The following is a 19836-nucleotide window of genomic DNA, read 5'->3' on the forward strand; positions in this document are numbered from 1 at the left end:
CTAGAGCAGAGTCAACTGCTCCGCAGCCGGCGGTGGCGGCGGCTCGGGCAGGCTGCGGTTGTCGCCCCGCTCGCCGCGGTGCAGCCCGTGCCGGCGTGCCGCGATCCGCACCCGGGCGGTCAACTCCCGCTGGTACGCCTGAGGGGCGTACGCACCGGCACGGTAGAGCTCGCGATAGCGGGGCACGAGGTGCGGGTGCTCTCGGGCGAGCCAGTGCGCGTACCACTCCCGGGCGCCGGAACGCAGGTGCAGGGGCAGGGCGGTCAGGCTGGTAGCGCCGGCTGCGGCGATCGCCGACACGGTGGCGTCGATCGACTCGTCGCTGTCGCTGAGGCCAGGCAGGATCGGGGCCATCAGCACCCCGACGGAGAAGCCGGCGTCGGCGAGCGCCCGGACCGCGTCCAGCCGGCGGCGAGGATGCGGCGTGCCCGGCTCGACGGAACGCCAGAGCTGCTCGTCGACGAACCCCACCGAGAAGGAGATGCCCACTGTGGTGACCTCGGCGGCCTGACGCAGCAGGGGCAGGTCGCGAAGGATCAGCGTGCCCTTGGTGAGGATCGAGAACGGGTTGGCGAAGTCCCGCAGGGCCGTGATGATCTGCGGCATCAGCCGGTAGCGGCCCTCGGCCCGCTGGTAGCAGTCGACGTTGGTGCCCATCGCCACGTGCGCGCCCCGCCATTTCGGCGCGGCCAACTCGCGCCGGACCAGCTCACCGGCGTTGACCTTGACGATCACCTTCCGGTCGAAGTCCGCACCGGCATCGAGGTCGAGATAAGTGTGAGTATTTCTCGCGAAACAGTAAGTGCAAGCATGGGAACAGCCACGGTACGGGTTGATGGTCCACTCGAATGGGACGCGGGACTGCCCGGGCACGCGGTTGAGGATGGACTTGGCCTGCACCTCGTAGAAGGTCATCCCGGCGAACTCGGGGGTGTCGAAGGTGCGGGCAATGGCGCCGGGCAGCGCCAGCGGCAGGGGTGGCGTCGCTGGCGCTGCCCGCTCGGGGTCTCCCTCGACCGGGGGAGCGGTGAGGTTGTCCCAGCGCATGGCCACTATTCGAACACGCGTACGAGTGGAGTGCAAGTGACCCGCCGTACACCGGTGGTCGTTCGGGTGGTCGGAGAGGGGAGGATGGACAGCATGGAGACGTCGACCTTCGTCTACGACGGGGACTGCGCGTTCTGCACGCAGTGCGCCGAGTTCATTGCGCGCCGGATCCCCACTGGTGCGCGGGTGGTGCCCTGGCAGTTCACGGACCTGGACGCGCTCGGCCTGACCGTGGTCGAGTGCGAGGAGGCCGTGCAGTGGGTCGGGGCGGACGGCGCACGTGCCGCCGGTCCGGATGCCATCGCGAAGCTGCTCGCCGACAGTGGCCCGGTCTGGCGGATCGCCGGGGCGGGCCTGCGGTTCCCGCCGGTGCGCGCCGGGGCCTGGCCGGTGTACCGCTGGGTGGCGCGCAACCGGCACCGCCTGCCGGGCGGCACGGCGGCCTGCGCACTGCCGCAGGAAGCCCGTGAACGGCTCTACGGCCCGGCAGGACGCCCGACGACCGGGGCCTGATCGCCGAGCGGCGCTGTGTTCGCGCTGGCGCCGACGGGATCCTGGTCCGGCAGTGTGTCGACGTCCGTCGAGGTCGATGCGGGGCTGCCACGGCCGATGAGCCGGCGGGCCCAGACCAGCGGGCGGACCCGCTCCAGCGGCAGGAAGCTGGTCATCGCGGCCAGGTGCGGCGCGAACGAGATCGTGATGGTCGCGATGGTGACCACGTGGAACGAGTAGAAGAAGCCGACCATGGCGTGTCGCCAGCGGGGTGGCAGGAAGAAGACCACCGGGCTGAGCAGCTCGAACGCCACGATGCCGAACTGGGCGACGATCAGCAGGTACGGCACTTGGGCGATCAGGTCCGCCAGGTCCGTGCCGCGCCGGATGATCGCGCGGGCGAGGACCGAGCCGGTCAGCCAGTCCAGGCCGCCGAAGCGCAGCTTGGCGAAGGCGGCCAGGAAGTACGTGCAGATCACCGCGATCTGGGTGACGCGTAGGGCCCAGCCGCCAGCCTCGGTGCGGGTGGTGTCGCCGTGCCGGGCCCGGCCGGCGGTGGGCAGCACGGCCAGCGCGATGAGCAGCCCGAACCGGTCGTGGTCGACCTTCCCGTAGCTCATCGCAATGATCATCCACTCCAGGTACAGCGCGCAGACCGCCCAGCCGAGCAGGCGGGGTGCCCGGCCGGTCGCGGCGAGGAGTGCGAGCGCCAGCAACGACCAGAAGATCACCGTCACCAACGTCTCGGTTGGCGTCGGCAGGGGGAGCAGGCGGCCGATCAGGAGCGGCCGGTACAGGTCGCCGGGCACGCTGACGCGGGTGCGAACCCAGGGGGTGAAGATCACCAGGTCGGCGGCGACGAAGAGGTAGATCACGGTCCGGAAGGCGGCCACCCGGCCCCGGGGCACGGCCTCGGTCAACCAGCGGGTCATCGGGTTGCCTGCCAGCGGACGACGGTCTGGTCGGTGTGCTGCCCGGTCGGTCGACCGGCGCGGATGCCGTGCCAGCGGATGACGATGCGGACCTCGACCAGCGCGGGGGCGTCGGGGTGGCGTTCGGCGTACGCGTCGGCGACCTCGGTGAGCAGCGTCGGGTCGGCGGCGTAACGGGCCTGTTGGCCCTCGATCTCGGCGCGACGGATGCCGGTCGCGTCCTGGTTGAGGTCGATCACGGCTCCGGAGCTGTTCACCCCCTCGACGCGGGTGTCCGGTGCGGGTGCGTTCGGCGGATTCGAGGTGGAGTACATCCGGAACGGGCCGAACGGGAAGTCGTCGTCGCTGCCCCAGAAGGTGCCGACGATCAGCAGGGCGAGGCCGAGTGCGGTCGCGCCGAGCCGGGTCACGCGCCCGCGGGTGGTCAGGGTCTCCATCGGGTCGTGACGATACGGGATGTACCGGCTGCCTTGCGTCCCGCCGACGGTCACTCCGGCCTGCCCAGGAAGGTGATCATGCGCGCGCCTCCGGGTACGACGGAGGCCGGGCCCGAACCGGGCCCGGCCTCGCGTGTCGCCGTGGGCGACTCAGTGGTTGTGCTCGGCCAGCTGCTTACGGACGTCGTCCATGTCCAGCGCCTCGACCTGCTCGATCAGGTTCTCGAGTGCGGACTCGGGAAGGGCGCCCGGCTGGGCGAAGACGATGACGCCGTCGCGGATCGCCATGATCGTCGGGATCGACCGGATGTCGAACTTGGCGCCCAGCTCCTGCTGGGCCTCCGTGTCGACCTTGCCGAACACGATGTTCTGGTGCTTTTCCGAGGAGCGCTCGTAGACCGGGGCGAACCGCTTGCACGGACCACACCAGTCGGCCCAGAAGTCGACCAGGACGATGCCGTCGTTGCCGGTCACCTCGTCGAAGTTCGCCGAGGTCAGCTCAACGGTTGCCATTGCACTCTCCGATCACCGCGGTTTGTCTACGTCCCGTAGAACCAGGGCTGACCGTATCGAATTCCCGGGCGGTCGGGCACGAAACGTCCTCCGTGCTGGCAGGGGGCCCGAGGGTCATCGACCCACGTCTGTCTTTCCCGGCCTGCGGAACGCAAATGCATGACGCACTTGCGTGACCAGCGGTGATGGGAGCGTTTCCAGGGAGATCCACCCGATTGAGCAGTACGAATCGGTAACTTGAGCCTTGACAAGCAGGTATCCGGCCTGCGGAGATCGCTGATCAACCTCCGAACCGTCACCGAGAGTAGTGTTACAAAAAGATAAATGTGACGCCGATCTCTGTCGAACCTACGCTGTCGTAGGGCACACTTCTCGGCATCAGAGCGTGGGCGGCGGGTGCCGGGGAGGGCCCCGCCGCTCATTGCGTCTCCCCCCGTTTTGAGTGACCGGTGTGACTTTTCCGCCGCCGTCGCGCCCCGCCGGTCGCCTTAACCTTCGGTAAGGCATGCTGTGCCGAACTCCATCGCCACCCGTCGAAGGGGACCAGCATGCAGTTCGGCCGCTACTACGAGGAGTTCGAGGTCGGCGCGGTCTACCGGCACTGGCCGGGCAAGACCGTCACCGAGTACGACGATCACCTCTTCTGCCTGCTCACCATGAACCACCATCCGCTGCACATGGACGCGCACTACGCCGAGACGGCCAGCCAGTTCAAGCGCAACGTGGTGGTCGGCAACTACATCTACTCCCTGCTGCTCGGCATGTCGGTGCCCGACGTCAGTGGGAAGGCGATCGCCAACCTGGAGGTCGAGTCGCTGCGGCACGTCGCGCCGACCTTCCACGGCGACACGATCTACGGCGAGACCACCGTGCTGGACAAGCGTGAGTCGGGTTCCAAGCCCGACCGGGGCGTGGTGTCGGTGGAGACCCGCGGCTACAACCAGGACGGCACGATGGTCTGCGTCTTCCGGCGCAAGGTCATGGTCCCCAAACGGGAGTACGCGGCCAGCGCCGTGCCCGAGGGAGTGGATCCGGAGCGGCCCAGCTTCCCCGAGCCGCGCTGAGCGTCGCCGCGAGTCGGTCGCAGCCAGCCCCCGGGCTCCTTCCCCGCAGCGGGTTCTGCCGGGGAAGGGGCCCTGTTCCCATTACGGGGCATATGCTGGCGATGGAGGTTTCGATGAGCCACTCCGTCGCCGGAGAGCCGCCCTCTGCCGGCCGCCGAGCCGCACCCTTGACCACCGCTGTCTATTCCGCCGCCGAGTGGGACCTGCTCACCGGTCTGCCCGGCCGGGTTCTCGTGGCCGCGGTGGCCCCGGGGCCGGGCCGCACGGAACGCGGTGTCCTGGCAGGACTGGCCGGCCTGGATGCCGTTGCCGCGGGCCGAGCCTCCGACAGCGATCTGGTCCGCGCGGTGGTCGCCGCGATCTACGCCCGTCACGACGGCGCCCCGCAGCCCGTCGAGCGGCTCACCGATCTGGTGGACCTGCTGGCGGCCTGCCGGGCGGCGAGCCGGGTGCTGGGGCGGCGCGCCGACCCCGCCGACTCGGCCGCGTACCGCCAGTGGGTGCAGTCGGTCGCGGCCCGCGTCTGCGGCGCGGTGCCCAGCCCCGGCGAACGCCGGGCGGAGCACCCGATCAGCCCTGCGGACCGGCGCTTCCTGGACCGGCTCGGCGCCGCGCTCGGACTGGGTTGACCGGCAGGTCGTCGCGCCGAGCGCAGACGTGGCCCGTACCCTCTGATGACCGTGACCGACGACCAGCTTGAGGTGGGTGTGGGCCCCTGGCCGGGAACCCCACCGGACGACCCCCGTTATGACCCGCAGTTGCTGGCGGAGGGGGACCGGCGCAACGTCGTCGACCGCTACCGCTACTGGCGCCACGAGGCGATCGTCGCCGACCTGGACGGGCACCGGCACGGCTTCCACGTCGCGATCGAGAACTGGCAGCACGACTTCAACATCGGCACGGTGGTCCGCAACGCCAACGCGTTCAACGCCGCCGAGGTGCACATCGTCGGGCGGCGACGGTGGAACCGGCGCGGTGCGATGGTGACCGATCGCTACCAGCACGTGCGCCATCACGAGACGATCGAGGAGTTCGTGGCCTGGGCGGGCGAGCGCCGGCTGCCGGTGTTCGGCATCGACAACCTGCCGGGGTCGCGCCCGTTGGAGACCGGCACCCTGCCCCGGGACTGCGTGCTGCTGTTCGGCCAGGAGGGCCCGGGGCTCTCCGCGCCGGCCCGCGCCGCGTGCGACCAGCTCTACTCCATCGCCCAGTACGGCTCGACCAGGTCGATCAACGCGGGCGTGGCCAGCGGTATCGCGATGCACGCCTGGATTCGTGCCCACGCCGGCCCGCCGCCGGACTGACCCGCGCCCGGGTGCCGAATCGGACGTTCCCGCTTGACGGACCGGCGGCACCGGAGAACGGTGGGGATGTGAGTGTCGCGGTGAGTTGTCCGAGATGCGGGGGCCCGGTAAGGGCGCCGGATCTGATGCACACCGACTCGAGGTGTCTGCGCTGCGGCCCGGTGCCGCCCCTGCACGTGCCCGAGCACATCGGAGCGGAGATCGTGGCGAGCGTGGTGGAACGCATCACCGCGACCGCGGCTCCGCCGGGCACGCCGCTGTGGTGCCCGTGGCCGCTGCCACCCGGCTGGACCCTCACCGGGGTGGCGTACGCCGGGGACGACCGGACGGGAGTGCGGGCGACAGCGGTGGCCTGCGCGGGCCCGGCGCCCCTCGGCGGTGGTCCGGCCGACCTGGTCTTCGTGGCCGAGGAGCCGGGTGTCGGCCTGGGCACACGACTCGCCGGACTGGCCGGGCCGGACCCGGGACCGGAACTGGTGGACGCGTTGACCGACCCGGGGCCGGGTCACCCCGACCACGTTGGGCAGGCCAGGATCAGGGTCGCCGGGCATCCGACTCCACTGTGGTTGGTGAATTCTCCAACGGATCGAAGCGCGTACGCCGGCGAAGCTCGGGGAATGTGGCTCCATGCGATAGCCTGGCCGGCGAGTGCGGGTCACCTGCTCGCGGAAGACGTCGTCCTACACGACCTGACCGAGTGGACTCCCCCCGAGCTCGTGTACGGCGCACCGTCCCCGCACTTACCTGGGAGAGCCTGACAAGTCTCCCGGTTTGACGGAGAACGGACGCAGATATTCACTGTACGACGCCACACTGATACTCTGGGTGCCGCTGCGGTAATGGGACCCGGCGCCGCGCGAGAGGATGGCCCGCCATGGTCAAGAAGGTCCTCACCTGGGCCGGAATCGCATTCTTGATCTTCTTCGTCGCCTACCGGCCAAACTCTGCGGCGGATGTGTTCAAGTCACTCGGCGGCGGCGTCATGGACATCGCCCAGGGGTTCGGCGACTTCTTCACCAGTCTCGTCGCCTAGCCGCCGATGGGCAGCCCCTCCGGTCCACCCTTCGACCCGGACGACCCCGACCGGGAACGCCGCGAGCGTGACACCGAGCCGATCCCGAGGATCGGGCCCGATGACGGCCCGGGCTACGGGGCCGGTCCCGGCCTGTCCGACGGTCCGTCCCTTTCGGACGACGTCGGCTATGGCGACGGGCCCGGCTATGCCGGCCAGGGCCGCTCCGGTCGAGGGTGGATCCGTGATCCGGAGGCGAGCTACCAGCCGCCGCAGATCTCCGAGGACGAGCTGGCCGGGTTGCGCGCCGACGCGACCGGTTCGACTCCCCGGCGGGTGCTGCCACTGGAAGACGAGCCCAGTTCGCTGGTGGCCCGCTACCTCTTCCCCACCGAGCGCTACCGGGGTGAGTGGAAGCGGCACTGGATCCACCTCACCAACCCGCTGTTGATCGGCGTCGCGGCGACCTTCGTGCTCGGCTACCTCTCCGGCTTCCTCGCCGGGCAGGACGTCGGTGCGCTGACCACCATCGCCGTGCTGCTCTGGTTCGCGGTGATGGGCTGGGTGGCGTGGAAGGTCGCCGACTGGTGGTATGACCGTTTCATCCTGACCAACAAGCGGGTCATGGTGGTCAACGGCATCGTCACCCGCAAGGTGGCCATGATGCCGCTGGTCCGGGTCACCGACATGAAGTACGAGCAGACCCCCACCGGCCGAGCGCTCAACTACGGCACCTTCGTGCTGGAGTCCGCCGGCCAGGAGCAGGCGCTCCGCGAGATCAAGAATCTGCCCAACCCGAACGAGCTCTACCTACGCGTCGTCGAGGAGATGTACGAGCCGCAGGCAGTCGAGGCGCGGCTCGGCAAGGAAGCCGACGAGGCCAAGGCCGACGACGGGGCGTGAAGGTTTTCGACCGAACATCGGAGTAAGTGCGCACCTTTCGTCATGGACCGGAACGCCTCTGACGTGGCACTCTGCCAGGACGACTGGGGTGTGGAGGTGGGCGGTGGCGAGCAAGGACTCGTTGGAGGAGCAGTTCCGCGAGTTCGTCGCGGCCCGCTCCGCCGCGCTCCTGCGCACCGCTTATCTGCTCACCGGAGACTGGGCCACTGCTGAGGACCTGCTCCAGACGGCACTGACCAAGACCTACCTCGCGTGGAAGCGGCTCGGTGGGATCGAGGCGGTCGAGCCGTACGCCCGCCGTGTGATGGTCAATACGTCGACGAGCTGGTGGCGGCGCCGCTGGCACGGCGAACGCCCGACCGAGGTGCTGCCCGAACGCGCCGGTGTCGACGAGATCGAGCAGCAGCTCGACCGTGACCTGCTGTGGCGGCACCTCAGGGAGTTGCCCAACCGGCAGCGGGCGGTGTTGGTGCTGCGCTACTACGAGGACATGTCGGAGGCGCAGACCGCCGCGATGCTGGACATCTCACCGGGCACGGTGAAGAGCCAGGCGTCGCGAGCCCTGGCCACGCTGCGCCGACGGTTGGGAGCCGACGCAGCGGAGCTTGCCGCCGCTGCCGGCATCGCCGGCCGGCAAGCACCACCGGCTGCCGACGGTCGTCCGGCCGCTGCCGGCGCCCCGACGTGGCGCCCCGGCCGGGCAGCACCCGACCACCGGTGCCGCCGCGACGCGCCGACCCGGGCAGGCGGAAGGCCGAGCCGTTCCCCGCCCTGCCGCGCCCCGCCCTGCCGCGCCCCGACCTGTCGCTCCGCGTCCGATCGGCCCGCCGGTCGTGCTGCCCACCGCCCCGGCGGCCGTGCCCGTCGGCACGGGCTCCGGGGAGCAGCAGTGAGCGGATTCCCGGGCCGGTCCGACAACCTGACGGACGGCCCTCGGCGTTCTAACCACGTGCGGCCTGACGAGCTGGAAGGTGCGGTGCGGGAGACCCTCTCGCACCAGGTCGCCCTTGCCCGCCCCCTGGCAGCCGACCCGGCGGGTCAGGCGATCCGCCGCGCGAACCGGATCCGTCGTCGGCGCACCGCAACCGGCCTCGCCCTCGCGGCGGCCGTCACCGTGCTGCTGAGCGCCGGGATGGCCCAGCTCGGTGCCGAGACCAGGCGGGACGGCGCGCCCATCGTGGTGATCGGTGACCCGGACCCGTCCAGCCGGCCGATCCCGACGGCCAGCGCCCCGGGCCCCGGCCCCTCGCCGGGAACCTCCGCGTCCCTGCTGGTGAGCGAGACGCTGGTCAGCGCCGACGGGAAGCGGCTGGTGCTACCCGACGTCGGGCCGGCCGAACACGCCCAGCTCCTGCCCGGCGGTACCGGCTGGTTGGTGGTCGGCACGGCGAGCACCGCCGGCCGATCCCTCTGGGTGGTGCAGAACGACGGCCTGGTGCAGGTCCTGCTGGCCGGGGCAGGCCCCATCGTCCTGGCACCGGACAGCCGCCAGGTCGCCTGGCGTGACGGCAGCGACCTGCTGGTGGCGGGGGTGGTCGGCACCCAGCTCATCGGCGCGGTACGCACGCCCGCGCCCGCGGACGCCCAGCCCGTCCGGTTCGTCGGTGACAACGTGCTGGTCCGACTCGACCCCGCCAGCGCCGGCCACACCCTCTGGCGGCCCGGCGCCGGGCCGCTGCCCGCGGCCGTCGACCGACAGACCCTCCACGTCTACGGAGCGCTGCCCGACGGGCGGCTGGTCGGCCAGATCGCCGCAACCCACCCGGGCGGGACCTGCCTGGCCGTGCTCGACCCGACGCGCCACCTGACCCCGGTGGACTCCGGCTGCGGGCCGGACCTCAGCCAGGACGGCGTCGGCGAAATCTCCGCCGACGGACGGTGGCTGCTGGTGAACGGACGGGTGGGCAAGGCCGACCGTGCCCTCCTGGTCGACCTGCGGCAACTCGGGCCGGTCACGACCGCCGTTCCGGCCGGACCGCCGATGACCGGAACGATCGTCTGGAACAACGACTCCCACGCCTCATACCTCGACGAGGCCGGTGCACTGGTCCGGGTCGACCCCGCCCGGGTACGGGCAGGAGAGCCCGCCAACCCCGAGCCGGTCCCCGGCCTGCCCGCCGGGGAGCGGCCGGTCCTGGTGAGCAGCTTCTGACGCCGTCGGGATGACCTTCGCGAGGCGGGCTCGGTTATCCCTGGGTAGCGTCGTGCGGTGACCTCGCGTACCGGCGCCGCCCCGCGGATCGACCTGCACACCCACTCGACGGCCAGCGACGGCACGCTGACCCCGGCGGAGCTGGTCCGCGCGGCCGCCCAGGCCGGGCTGGACGTGCTGGCGATCACCGACCACGACACCACCGCCGGCTGGGCGCCGGCCGTCGGCGCGCTGCCGCCGGGACTACGCCTGGTCCGGGGGGCGGAGTTGTCCTGCCGCTGGTCCGGCACCGAGCCGGCGGTGCCGCTGCACCTGCTGGCGTACCTGTTCGACCCGGACCACCCGGAACTGGTCGCCGAGCTGGCCCGGGTGCGGGCCGCCCGGGAAGATCGCGGAGAACGGATCGTCGCGCTGTTGCGCGCCGACGGCATCGACGTGAGCTGGCCGGACATCCTGGCCGGAGCGGGCGGCGGCACTGTGGGCCGGCCGCACATCGCCCAGGCACTGATCCGGGTCGGCCTGGTCGGCAGCACCCGGGAGGCGTTCGGCCCGGACTGGCTGGGCGAGCGGTACCGGTTGCCCAAGGACGACATCGACGTGTTCCGGGCGATCCGGCTGGTGCGGTCGGCCGGCGGTGTGCCGGTCTTCGCCCATCCCCGGGCCACCCGACGCGGCCGGGTGGTGCCCGACGAGTTGATCGCCGAGCTGGCCGCCGCCGGGTTGGCCGGGCTCGAGGCCGACCACGAGGACCACAGCCCGGCCGAGCGTGCGCACGTGCGGGCGCTCGCCGCCGACCTGGGCCTCTTCGTCACCGGCTCCTCGGATTTCCACGGCACGCACAAGACCGTCCAGCTCGGCGAGTTCAGCACCAGCGTCGAGGCGTACGAGCGGATCGTCGCCGAAGGCGTGACCGAGGTCGCTTCCGGCTGATCCCCATTTTGGGGAATCTCGGCGCGGCTAGGTTGATCACGTGGATCTGAAGCTGTTTGGCGAGGTTTTCGTGACCCTGCTGGTGATCACCGACCCGCCGGGCATGATGCCGATCTTCCTGGCGTTGACCGGCCCGCTGCCCGCCCGCGACCGTAACCGGGCGGCCTGGCAGGCCGTCACGCTGGCGTTGGGCGTGATCGTGGTCTTCGCGGTGGCGGGGCAGACCCTGCTGGACTACCTGCACGTGGACCTGCCGGCGTTGCAGGCGGCCGGTGGGCTGCTGCTCGTGCTCGTCGCCCTGGAGTTGCTGACCGGCAAGACCGACGGCCCGAGCTCGGAAGCCACCTCCAACATCGCCCTGGTGCCGCTGGGCACTCCGCTGCTGGCCGGCCCCGGTGCCATCGTGGCCACCATGCTCTTCGTCCAGCAGGCCGACGGGCTGGCCGACTTCACCGCGATCGCCGTGGCGATCCTCGCCGTGATGCTCGCGGTCTGGATCGTCCTCCGCTTCTCCGGGGGCATCGTGAAGATCCTGCGTCCAGGCGGGATCGAGGTGCTGACCAGGATCGCCGGTCTGCTGCTGGCCGCGATCGCCGTGCAGCTCATCGCCGACGCGGTGTTCGCCTTCGTCACGCAGTACGTCAACATGACCTGACCGGCACACCAGCGGTGTCGGGGGTGGGTGGCAGGATCGCAGGCGTGCGACGATCCTCCTCAGCGGGACGGCCGGCGGCCGGTGGCCGGGCTCCCCAACAACGCGCCGGCGGTGCCGAGCAGCTCGGCTTCGAGGGCATGCCGGAGCGCCTCTTCGTCTGCACACCGAGCAAACTCGGCGCTTTCGCGGACTGTCCACGCCGCTACCGCTACTCCTACGTCGACCGGCCGACGCCACCCAAGGGCGCGCCGTGGGCGCACAACTCGCTGGGCGCCAGCGTGCACACCGCCCTGAAGAACTGGTATGCGTTGCCCGCCGATCGGCGTCGCCCCGAGGCGTTGGCCACCCTGCTCAAGGGCACCTGGGTCCGCGAGGGCTACCGCGACGACGAGCAGGAGCGGGCCGCCTACCGGCGGGCGTTGGGCTGGTTGGAGGCGTACGTCGAGACGCTGGAGGCCGACTCCGACCCGCTCGGCGTGGAGCGGGTGGTGGCGGTCAAGACCGCCGTGCTGGCGTTCAACGGTCGCGCCGACCGGATCGACTCCCGGCCCGGGCCAGAGGGGCCGGAGCTGGTCATCGTCGACTACAAGACCGGTCGCAGCGGGCTGGACACCGACGACGCGCGCGGTTCGCAGGCGTTGGCGCTCTACGCGTACGCGGCCGAGCGGGTGTTCCGGCGGCCGTGCCGTCGGGTGGAGCTGCACCACCTGCCGACCGGCACGGTCGCCGGCCACGACCACACCGTCGAGTCGCTGGCCCGGCAGTTGACCCGCGCGGAGGAGACGGCCCGCGACATCATGACCGCCGAACGGGCGGTCGCGGACGGCGCCGACGCGGACGAGGCGTTCCCGGTGGCACCCGGCCCGCGCTGCGGCTGGTGTGACTTCCGGCGGCACTGCCCGACCGGCGCGCAGGTGCCCGGCAAGGAACCATGGGCGGCCGTGGACCGGCACACCGACAGCTGAATCCCGGCGGCGGACGCCGGGTCAGCCGGCCAACGTGGTGGCAGCGTGACGCGCGGCCCGCTCCTTGGCGGCCAGAATCAACGGCCCCTCCAGATAGCGACGGGGCACGGCAGCGAACGCGAGCCGCAGGGCGCGCACGGACAGGTCCGCCGACAGGGCGGTGGTGGGCAGGCCCAGCCCGCCGTACATCCGACGCGCCCACCCCGGCAGCAGTCCGAACGCGGTGCCGGCGATCCCCAGATACGCCCACCGCGGCGGGCCGAGGTTGAGCCCCAACCGGGCTGGCAGGCTGAGCTTCCACGGAAACGGCGGGGCGGTCAGGAAGATCGCCGTCTCGGCGGCCTCCCGGGTCATCCGCAGCTCCGGCCGTACGGCGCTGTAGTACTCCGCGACCTCGGCTGCGGTGCCCGGGACGGTGGCCGGGTCCAGGCCGACCAGAGCGGCGGACCGGCGCTGCTCGGTGTAATAGCCGTCCACCTCCTCGTCGGTGAGCGGCAGCCCGGCCCGCCGGGCCGTGCTGAGGAACGACTCGACCTCGGTGACGTGCACCCAGCGCAGCAGGTCCGGCTCGTCGATCCGGAACTCCTCGCCGGTGAGCGGATCGGTGGCCCGCAGCCGGTCGTGCAGCCGGCGCAGCCGGGCCCCGGCCGTCTCCGCCTCGGCGGTGGTCCCGTAGACGGTGGTCTCGACGTAGGTGGCGGTGCGGGCCAGGCGACCCCAGGCGTCGGCGCGGTAGTTGCTGTTCTGCGCCACCCCGGCCATCGCCCGGGGATGCAACGCCTGGAGGTAGAGCGAGCGCAGGCCCGCGACGATCAGGATCGGCTCCTCGTGCACCTTCCACGTGACCGAACCCGGACCGAAGAGGCCGAGGTCATCGGAGTCCACCGTCCAAGAGTGCCACGGTCACCCCGACCTCGTCGGGCACGTCCCGTCGGTGCCGGCGGATCAGACGTCGGCGGGTCGGACGTCGGCGGGTCGGACGTCGGGTGGTCGGACGTCGGGTGGTCGGACATCGGCGGAGCGACGAGCCCGGCAGCCCGGGCAGAGACCCCAGAAGGTCACCTCCGCCTCGTCCACCACGAACCCGTGCGACACGCTCGGCTCCAGACACGGCGCGCTGCCCACCGCGCAGTCGATGTCGGCGATCTCGCCGCAGCCCCGGCAGACCACGTGGTGGTGGTTGTCGCCGACGCGCGCCTCGTAACGCGCGGGACTGCCGGCCGGCTCGATCCGGCGGGACAACCCGGCCCGGGACAGGGCACCCAGCACGTCGTAGACCGCCTGGGTGGACACCGAGTCGAGGCGTTCACGGACCCGCCGGGTGATCTCGTCGACCTCCAGGTGACCGCCGCCGTCGAGCACGTCGAGCACCGCGAGGCGTGGACGCGTGACACGCAGGCCCTTCGATCGCAGCAGCTCCTCGGCACCGGACATTGGCCAATGACAGCACGCGCGACCAGCATCGACAACCGTCGCCGGGCCCGGGTGGCCACCGACACAGCACGGCAAGATCGTGCTCACGACCCGGGACGGTGAACCCGATGGTCGCGTCGCACGTGTCTCCGGTCGAGAGCCTCGGGACGATCGGCGGACCGTACGCTGACCAACCCCTGACCGTGATCCACCTGGAGGATTCGATGTTCGAGGAGATCCTGGGTCTACCGGCACACGTCCTGGTGGTCCACGCGGTCGTCGTGTTCGTGCCGCTGCTGGCGGTGCTGGCCATCGCGTACGTCGGTCTGCCACGGTGGCGGCACCGGCTGGACTGGGCCCTGGGTCTCCTTGCCGTGGTCGCACCGGTGACCGCCTTCGTGGCCGTCAAGTCGGGAGAGGTGTTCACCGACGCGCTGGTCGCCCGGGGTTTCCAGGGGCAGATCCTCGACCAGATCTTCGAGCACTCCCGCTACGGCGACATCCTGTTCCGCATCGTCGTGCCGTTGGGAATCGGGGCCATCCTGCTGCTGGTCGTCACCAGCGGGCACCCCCGGGTGCCGCAGCTGCCGGCGCTGGTCACTCCGGTGCTGGCGGTGGCGGTCGTGGCGCTGTCCATCGCCGCCGTGGTCTACGTCTACCTGACCGGGCACAGCGGCGCCGAGGCCGTCTGGGGCACCACCCTGTGACCTGCTCTGCCCGCCGCTCTAGAAGATGACCCGCGAGCAGAGCAGGCAGAACAGGACCACCAGCACCACAGCGGCCGCCGCGCCGAAACCGTAGGTGACCCGCTGCGAGCGCTGCTCGGCCGCGTCCAGGTCGGCCATGTCCTGCGGTGGCAGCCGCCGCGGCGGTGCCGGCTGAAGGTGTACGGGTGGACGCCAACCACTCGGCGGCGGCACGCTCGGCGGCGGGCCGGCGTACCCGCTCGGGGGTGGGCCGGTGGGCACGCTCGGGGCTGGATCGGCGTGTCCGCTCTGCGGTGGGTTGGTGGGGCCGCTCGGCGGTGTGGCGGGGGGATGGTTCGGCACCGCGTCGGCACCGGTGCCGGGCCGTCGCCAGTAGTCGTCCGGGGTGCTGCCACCGCTGGGGGTCGTCACGCCGTCCGACGCTACCAACGTGGGGAGCGGGCGGGTCGTTTCTCACCGGCGTGCCACCGGCGGCGACTCTGCCCAGGAGCAGAGGGTCAACGACGTGGGGGAGACACCCGGTTGCGCTAGTCTTGCCGCTCGTGAGCACCGAGGACCCCGGCAAGCAGGGCGTACGCGACGACGACGACCGCACCGTCGACCTGAGCGAAGACTTCGTGGTGCTGCCCGAGCAGACCTCCGACGACACCGACCGTGGCTGGGGCGAGCGGTCGGGTGGCAACGACGACTGGCTGCTCGCCGAACGCCCTCCGCACTGGGAGTGACCCCGCTGGTGCGGTGAGCGCTCAACCGCGTACGACGATGGCGAATCGAGTGCCCTCGGGGAGCCCGACGGCGCGTTTCGCCTGGTCGGGGCGTAGCGCCAGGTAGAGCGCCGAGGACCCGTCGGTCGCGTCGGCGCCCAGCACGTCCAGCACCAGCACCGCGGACGCGAGCAACGTCGCCTCGGTGCCCGCCCCACCCGGTGCCGCGGCGAGCAGGTCGACCCGGGTCCCCGGGCGGGCCACCGCCAGCGCGGCCGGCTCGGCCAATCGGACCGGCACTCCGACAGCGCCACTGGGCAGCGGCAGCGGGCTGGTCCTCCCGCTCCCGGTGGTCGTGCCGTCCCGGCCAGTGCTGCCGTCTCCGGCGGTGCCGCCTCCGGTGGTCGAGCTGTCTCCGGCGGCTGCTCCGGTTGGCGGTGGCCCGGCCGTGTCGCTGTCGCCGGTGGACCCTGCCCCACCGGGGGCGGTCGGCCCGCCCTCGTCGGACCGCCCGGCCGTGCCGTCGGCCCCCGTCGGCGCACGGGATGGCTCGGCCGTCGGCGGGCAACTGGTCGGGGTGTGCAGAATGGCAGCGGCCAGGCCGAGCAGTACGGCGACCAGACCGGCCCGGAGCAGGGTGCGCCCGCCGGGCAGGGTGAGCCGGCGCAGCGGACGCAATGCCCGTGCGGAATCTGGATCGCCCATCGTTGCTGCCGCCTCCCGTCCGAGGACGTCGCAGCGACACCCTCGGCGGCAGGTTAGGCCGTTCCAACCGCGGTTGGTCGGCCCTCGGCCGGCGCCTGTGGATAACCGGCCGGCCTGTGGGCAACGCCCACCGGCCGGCCCGATTTGCTATGGCAGCGGCCTTGATCGACTCGACTTCAAGGAAGTCGGGGTGTCAGGGCAGCCGGGACAGGCCGGTTTCCGTAAACCCGAGTGGATCAGGTCGGGCCGCCGGCTCAGGGCGACGAGGTCAGGCCGGCGGGGTCAGGCCGGCGGGGTCAGGCCGGCGGGGTCAGGCCGCCGGACTCAGGCCGCCAGGGTCAGGACGCGGAGCTGGCCGCCGGGGACTTGCCGCCGCTCGACCCACCCGACGACGAGCCGCCAGAGGACCCACCGGACGACGAACCCGAACCCGAAGACGACCCGGAACCCGAGGACGACCCCGAACCGGAAGACGACCCCGACGAGGAGGAACCGGACGACCCCGAGCCCTCGCCGGAGGACGACTCGGACTTGCCGGGCTTGGTGGCCGTGCCGCCGGCCGTCGTCTCGGAGCCGGACGCCCGCGAGTCGGTGCGGTAGAAGCCCGAGCCCTTGAAGACGATGCCGACCGAGTTGAAGACCTTGCGCAGCCGCCCCTGACACGCCGGGCACTCGGTCAGCGGCTCGTCAGAGAAGGACTGCACCGCCTCGAGCTGCTCACCGCACGTGGTGCAGGCGTACTGGTACGTGGGCACGTTCTCCTCCGGATCTGGGCTCAGCCAGTTGGCACTCGACCTATTCGAGTGCCAATGGTGCGTCATCCGGCCCGGGTTCGTCCAGCGGACGTGTGGGGCGCGACACCATGCGCCGCACCCGGGCCGCCGTCAAGCGTACGCACTCCGTCGGCGGGTGTGACGACCGCGCGGACGAGCCGGTCGTGTGCCTCCGCCGGCAGCGCCTCGACCAGTTCCCCGTCGTGCAGGGGCACCACGGTCAGCGTCGACCCGGGCACCCGGGCGAGCGCGCGGTCGTACGAGCCGCCGCCGCGTCCGAGTCGCCGGCCCTGGTGGTCGACGGCGAGAGCCGGTACGACCACCAGCTCCGCGTCCGCCACGGCGGTCACCCCGAGGCGGGGGCCGGTCGGCTCCCGCATACCCCGACCGGCGGCGACCAGGTCCTCGGGCCCGGTATATGCCGCCCAGTCCAGATCGAGGTCGTCGAGGAGCACGGGCAGCAGCAGTTGGGCGTCGGTGGGCAACGCCGCCCGCAGTGCGTCCGGCAGGCCTGCGCCGCCCGGTTCGGAGCCGACCGGCACGTACGCCGTCATCCTGCGCGGGCGCAGTCTGCGTACCAGGGCGACCAGCTCGGCCTGCACGCGCCCGGCGGCGGCGGCCCGGGCGGGGCCGGCCAGCGAGCGGCGGCGGGCGAGCAGGTTGGCGCGGGCTTCCCGCTTCGCGGTACGGGTCACTTCCGCTTCATAAGAAAATTCCGGCACGCAACACTCCTGACGCAACGCCTCTCCCACGGTTGCACTGTGTCAGCATCGCAAGCAACGGAGGCGGAACTTCCGGGGGGACCGAGTGACGCTACGCGGGCGGTTGACAGCAGCCTTCCTCGTGGTGGTGCTCGGGCCGGTCCTGCTCGGCGCGCTGTTCGTCGCCTCCACGCTCGCGGCCGTGGACCGCAGCCGCTCCACCGAGCGCCTGGCGGTGGCGGCGTCCACAGTGCGTACCTCGGTCGACGCGCTCTGCCAGCAGCTGCGCGCCACCGCCGACGCGGTGGCGCTCACCGCCGAGCCCGCCGTCGGCGCCGCCCAACTGGTCGGCCGGGGTCTGGCCGCCGCGGTGCTGATCACCGACCTGACCGGCGAGGTCAGCTACGTCTCGCCGGGCGCGCCGCCGACCCCGTGGCGGGACTGCTCCGGCTCGACCACCGGTTCGGCCAGCCCCGTCCGGGCGCTGGCCGCCCACGTCGACCTGCGCGACCGCGCCGGCACGCTGCGGGGCACTGTGACCGCCGCGCAACTGGTCGACCCGGCCTTCGTGGCCCGGCTGGCGGCGGTGACCGGGGTGGCGGTCACTCTGCTCGACAGCGGAGCGAGCGCCGCGCGGGTCACCCACACCACAGAGTCCCGGGAGGTACGCGACGCGGTGCTGGCCGCCGCCAGCACCGTCGAGGGCGAGCGGGTCACCGAAACCACCGAGGGCCGGTACGTGCGGAGGATCGGGCCGTCCGACGCGCAGCCGCTGCCACTGGTGCTCTCCGTGCCCAGTGAACGGCCGCCGGGGCTGCACGCCACGCTGGTGGGGGTGGTCGTGCTGGCCGGGCTGCTCGCCGTGCTGACCGCCTGGCGGCTGGCCCGGGTGACCACCCGGCCGCTGGTGGAGCTGGCCGGTGCGGTGGATCGGGTGGCCCAGGGCGACCTGACCGCCCGCGTGCCGGTCCGCAGCCGCGACGAGCTGGGTCGGCTGGCCGCCGCGTTCAACCGGATGACCCGGGAGACCGGCTCCTACGTCGCGGCGTTGACCAGCAACCGCGACCAGCTTCGTGGGCACCTCGCCGTGCTCGGCGACACCCTGGCCAGCACGCACGACCTGCAACGCATCCTGCGGGTGATCCTGCACAGCGCCATCGGTGCGACCGGGGCGCGCGCCGGCGCGGTGCTGCTGGTGGAGGCGGGCGGGGTGCTTGTCGCCCAGTGCACCGAGGGGCTGGACGGGCGGTGGCCGGAGGGCGACACGGACGGGTCGTCGACGCTTCGGGTGCCGGTGGGGGTCGGTGTGGTCGGCGCGGTCGCCGCCACCGGGGAACCACAGCGGGGCAGGGTGGAGCCGAGCGAGGTTCCGTCGGGTGAGCCGCGCTGCCGCACGTACGTCGCGGTGCCGTTCGCGGCGCCGGGCGGAGGCGCCGCGCCCACCCTCAGCGGGTCCGGCGACGAGGCCGGAGCGGCGGCGGCACTCGGCGTGCTGGCCCTGTACGACCGGTTGGGCGCCGACGAGTTCGACGACGACGACCTGGTCACCCTGCGCACCTTCGCCGGTCACGCGGCCGTGGCGGTGGACAACGTGCGGGTGCACGAGGAAGCGCAGCGGCTCTCGCTCACCGACCCGCTCACCGGGCTGTGGAACTACCGCTACCTGCGCGAGTCGATCCGGCGGGAGGTGGAACGGGCCAGCCGGTTCGGGCGGATGCTCAGCATCCTCGCGATGGACCTCGACCGCTTCAAGGACGTCAACGACACGTACGGGCACGCTGCGGGGGACACCGTGCTGGCCGAGTTCGCCCGGCGGGTGCGCGGCGAGATCCGCGAGGTCGACCTGGCCTTCCGGCAGGGCGGTGAGGAGTTCGTGCTGCTGCTGCCGGAGACCGACGCGCGGGGCGCGGCGATCGTGGCCGAGCGACTCGGCGCGGCGGTTCGCGAGACGCCGATCGCCGTCGAGGCGTACGCCGGGCCGGTCCTGGTGACCGTGTCGGTGGGCATCGCCGTCTACCCGGACAACGGCAGCACCGGGCGGGAGGTGCTGGAGGCCGCCGACGACGCGCTCTACGCGGCCAAGGCGGCCGGCCGCGACACGTACCGGGTCGCCGAGGTGCACCCGGACGTGCCGACGCGGGAGATACCGGTGCTCGCCTGCGCGGTCAGTCCACCCGACGGGCTGCCGCGCGCCGGTCAACCCGCGCAGGTCATCCGGGAGCCGGGCGGGCCCGCCCGGTCGGAGCCGGCTGTGGGCGTACCGGAATCATCTGCGGCGCACGCGCGGCCGGAACCGGCCGGCGACGGCCCGGACAGCGCGACCGGCGGGGCGCGGGCCGGCCCGGACGCCGCGCGGCCGGGGCCGGGTGGCGGCGCGTCTTCTGGGCCACACCCGCCGCGACAGAGCCGTGGCCGATAGTCTCGCGG

Annotated in this window: 23 protein-coding genes and 1 pseudogene; 14 read left to right on the forward strand and 10 right to left on the reverse strand. The window is 72.2% G+C overall.

Features of this window, described 5'->3' with window-relative positions:
* Positions 1 to 1047: an Rv2578c family radical SAM protein gene (locus tag AC3CF1_RS22880; protein WP_354983586.1), complete on the reverse strand. Its 1047-nt coding sequence runs from the start codon at positions 1045 to 1047 to the stop codon at positions 1 to 3.
* A gap of 93 nt (positions 1048 to 1140) precedes the next feature.
* Here AC3CF1_RS22880 and AC3CF1_RS22885 point away from each other — a divergent pair, with 93 nt between their 5' ends.
* The gene (locus AC3CF1_RS22885; protein ID WP_355160576.1) at positions 1141 to 1560 is read left to right on the forward strand and encodes a thiol-disulfide oxidoreductase DCC family protein; all 420 of its coding nucleotides are present in this window, start codon (positions 1141 to 1143) and stop codon (positions 1558 to 1560) included.
* Here the strand turns inward: AC3CF1_RS22885 and AC3CF1_RS22890 are convergent.
* The 3 genes from AC3CF1_RS22890 to trxA all read right to left on the reverse strand — a co-directional run bounded on the left by AC3CF1_RS22890 (position 1524) and on the right by trxA (position 3421).
* Positions 1524 to 2471, reverse strand: a complete 948-nt coding sequence (locus AC3CF1_RS22890; protein ID WP_354983588.1) for an HTTM domain-containing protein — start codon at positions 2469 to 2471, stop codon at positions 1524 to 1526. The two genes, AC3CF1_RS22885 and AC3CF1_RS22890, sit on opposite strands and share 37 nt — an antisense overlap.
* Complete coding sequence (locus tag AC3CF1_RS22895; RefSeq protein WP_099856984.1) at positions 2468 to 2908, reverse strand: hypothetical protein; 441 nt, start codon at positions 2906 to 2908, stop codon at positions 2468 to 2470. The genes AC3CF1_RS22890 and AC3CF1_RS22895 overlap by 4 nt, the downstream gene beginning before the upstream one ends.
* Positions 2909 to 3058: 150 nt before the next feature.
* Complete coding sequence (gene trxA / locus AC3CF1_RS22900; protein WP_030329190.1) at positions 3059 to 3421, reverse strand: thioredoxin; 363 nt, start codon at positions 3419 to 3421, stop codon at positions 3059 to 3061.
* A 548-nt stretch (positions 3422 to 3969) separates the two neighbouring features.
* On the opposite strand from trxA, the gene AC3CF1_RS22905 reads away from it, so the two are divergent.
* From AC3CF1_RS22905 to AC3CF1_RS22950, 10 genes are all read left to right on the forward strand, one after another.
* Positions 3970 to 4485: a MaoC family dehydratase gene (locus AC3CF1_RS22905; protein WP_088951384.1), complete on the forward strand. Its 516-nt coding sequence runs from the start codon at positions 3970 to 3972 to the stop codon at positions 4483 to 4485.
* Between the two features lie 92 nt (positions 4486 to 4577).
* Positions 4578 to 5114, forward strand: coding sequence for a hypothetical protein (locus tag AC3CF1_RS22910; RefSeq protein WP_172862152.1), 537 nt, complete (start codon positions 4578 to 4580; stop codon positions 5112 to 5114).
* A 51-nt stretch (positions 5115 to 5165) separates the two neighbouring features.
* On the forward strand, positions 5166 to 5789 hold the full coding sequence (locus tag AC3CF1_RS22915) for a TrmH family RNA methyltransferase (protein ID WP_141912352.1): 624 nt from the start codon (positions 5166 to 5168) through the stop codon (positions 5787 to 5789).
* Positions 5790 to 5869: 80 nt separating this feature from the next.
* Positions 5870 to 6547 carry a DUF6758 family protein gene (locus AC3CF1_RS22920; RefSeq protein WP_327650505.1) on the forward strand — a complete coding sequence of 226 codons (678 nt, stop codon included), beginning with the start codon at positions 5870 to 5872 and terminating at the stop codon, positions 6545 to 6547.
* Positions 6548 to 6663: 116 nt separating this feature from the next.
* The gene (locus AC3CF1_RS22925; protein ID WP_172862153.1) at positions 6664 to 6822 is read left to right on the forward strand and encodes a hypothetical protein; all 159 of its coding nucleotides are present in this window, start codon (positions 6664 to 6666) and stop codon (positions 6820 to 6822) included.
* 6 nt (positions 6823 to 6828) lie between these two features.
* A complete protein-coding gene (locus tag AC3CF1_RS22930; RefSeq protein WP_088951386.1) occupies positions 6829 to 7704 on the forward strand; it encodes a PH domain-containing protein in 876 nt (291 codons plus the stop codon).
* Positions 7705 to 7807: 103 nt separating this feature from the next.
* Positions 7808 to 9856: a SigE family RNA polymerase sigma factor gene (locus tag AC3CF1_RS22935; RefSeq protein WP_488451238.1), complete on the forward strand. Its 2049-nt coding sequence runs from the start codon at positions 7808 to 7810 to the stop codon at positions 9854 to 9856.
* A gap of 57 nt (positions 9857 to 9913) precedes the next feature.
* Positions 9914 to 10786, forward strand: coding sequence for a PHP domain-containing protein (locus AC3CF1_RS22940; protein ID WP_088951389.1), 873 nt, complete (start codon positions 9914 to 9916; stop codon positions 10784 to 10786).
* Between the two features lie 40 nt (positions 10787 to 10826).
* Positions 10827 to 11441, forward strand: coding sequence for a MarC family protein (locus tag AC3CF1_RS22945; protein ID WP_088951390.1), 615 nt, complete (start codon positions 10827 to 10829; stop codon positions 11439 to 11441).
* Between the two features lie 44 nt (positions 11442 to 11485).
* Positions 11486 to 12406, forward strand: coding sequence for a RecB family exonuclease (locus AC3CF1_RS22950; RefSeq protein WP_210925837.1), 921 nt, complete (start codon positions 11486 to 11488; stop codon positions 12404 to 12406).
* A gap of 21 nt (positions 12407 to 12427) precedes the next feature.
* Here AC3CF1_RS22950 and AC3CF1_RS22955 read toward each other — a convergent pair whose 3' ends face one another.
* Positions 12428 to 13291 carry an oxygenase MpaB family protein gene (locus AC3CF1_RS22955; protein ID WP_088951392.1) on the reverse strand — a complete coding sequence of 288 codons (864 nt, stop codon included), beginning with the start codon at positions 13289 to 13291 and terminating at the stop codon, positions 12428 to 12430.
* Between the two features lie 126 nt (positions 13292 to 13417).
* Positions 13418 to 13840: pseudogene (locus AC3CF1_RS22960) on the reverse strand (Fur family transcriptional regulator); the annotation flags it as partial.
* Positions 13841 to 14043: 203 nt separating this feature from the next.
* Here AC3CF1_RS22960 and AC3CF1_RS22965 point away from each other — a divergent pair.
* Positions 14044 to 14526 carry a DUF2231 domain-containing protein gene (locus AC3CF1_RS22965; protein WP_488452120.1) on the forward strand — a complete coding sequence of 161 codons (483 nt, stop codon included), beginning with the start codon at positions 14044 to 14046 and terminating at the stop codon, positions 14524 to 14526.
* A gap of 18 nt (positions 14527 to 14544) precedes the next feature.
* Here AC3CF1_RS22965 and AC3CF1_RS22970 read toward each other — a convergent pair whose 3' ends face one another.
* Positions 14545 to 14937, reverse strand: coding sequence for a hypothetical protein (locus AC3CF1_RS22970; protein WP_488451239.1), 393 nt, complete (start codon positions 14935 to 14937; stop codon positions 14545 to 14547).
* Positions 14938 to 15068: 131 nt separating this feature from the next.
* On the opposite strand from AC3CF1_RS22970, the gene AC3CF1_RS22975 reads away from it, so the two are divergent.
* Positions 15069 to 15251: a hypothetical protein gene (locus AC3CF1_RS22975; protein WP_088952184.1), complete on the forward strand. Its 183-nt coding sequence runs from the start codon at positions 15069 to 15071 to the stop codon at positions 15249 to 15251.
* Positions 15252 to 15272: 21 nt separating this feature from the next.
* Here the strand turns inward: AC3CF1_RS22975 and AC3CF1_RS22980 are convergent, their stop codons facing one another.
* From AC3CF1_RS22980 to AC3CF1_RS22990, 3 genes are all read right to left on the reverse strand, one after another.
* Positions 15273 to 15935, reverse strand: a complete 663-nt coding sequence (locus AC3CF1_RS22980) for a flagellar biosynthesis protein FlgA (protein ID WP_488451240.1) — start codon at positions 15933 to 15935, stop codon at positions 15273 to 15275.
* A gap of 338 nt (positions 15936 to 16273) precedes the next feature.
* On the reverse strand, positions 16274 to 16690 hold the full coding sequence (locus AC3CF1_RS22985; RefSeq protein WP_099850327.1) for an FmdB family zinc ribbon protein: 417 nt from the start codon (positions 16688 to 16690) through the stop codon (positions 16274 to 16276).
* Between the two features lie 62 nt (positions 16691 to 16752).
* The gene (locus tag AC3CF1_RS22990; RefSeq protein ID WP_488451241.1) at positions 16753 to 17403 is read right to left on the reverse strand and encodes a 5-formyltetrahydrofolate cyclo-ligase; all 651 of its coding nucleotides are present in this window, start codon (positions 17401 to 17403) and stop codon (positions 16753 to 16755) included.
* Positions 17404 to 17515: 112 nt separating this feature from the next.
* Between AC3CF1_RS22990 and AC3CF1_RS22995 the strand changes: the two genes are divergently transcribed.
* Positions 17516 to 19828 carry a GGDEF domain-containing protein gene (locus AC3CF1_RS22995; RefSeq protein WP_488451242.1) on the forward strand — a complete coding sequence of 771 codons (2313 nt, stop codon included), beginning with the start codon at positions 17516 to 17518 and terminating at the stop codon, positions 19826 to 19828.
* Positions 19829 to 19836 lie beyond the last annotated feature (8 nt).

The sequence above is a fragment of the Micromonospora sp. MGP-C2 genome (assembly GCF_057766525.1).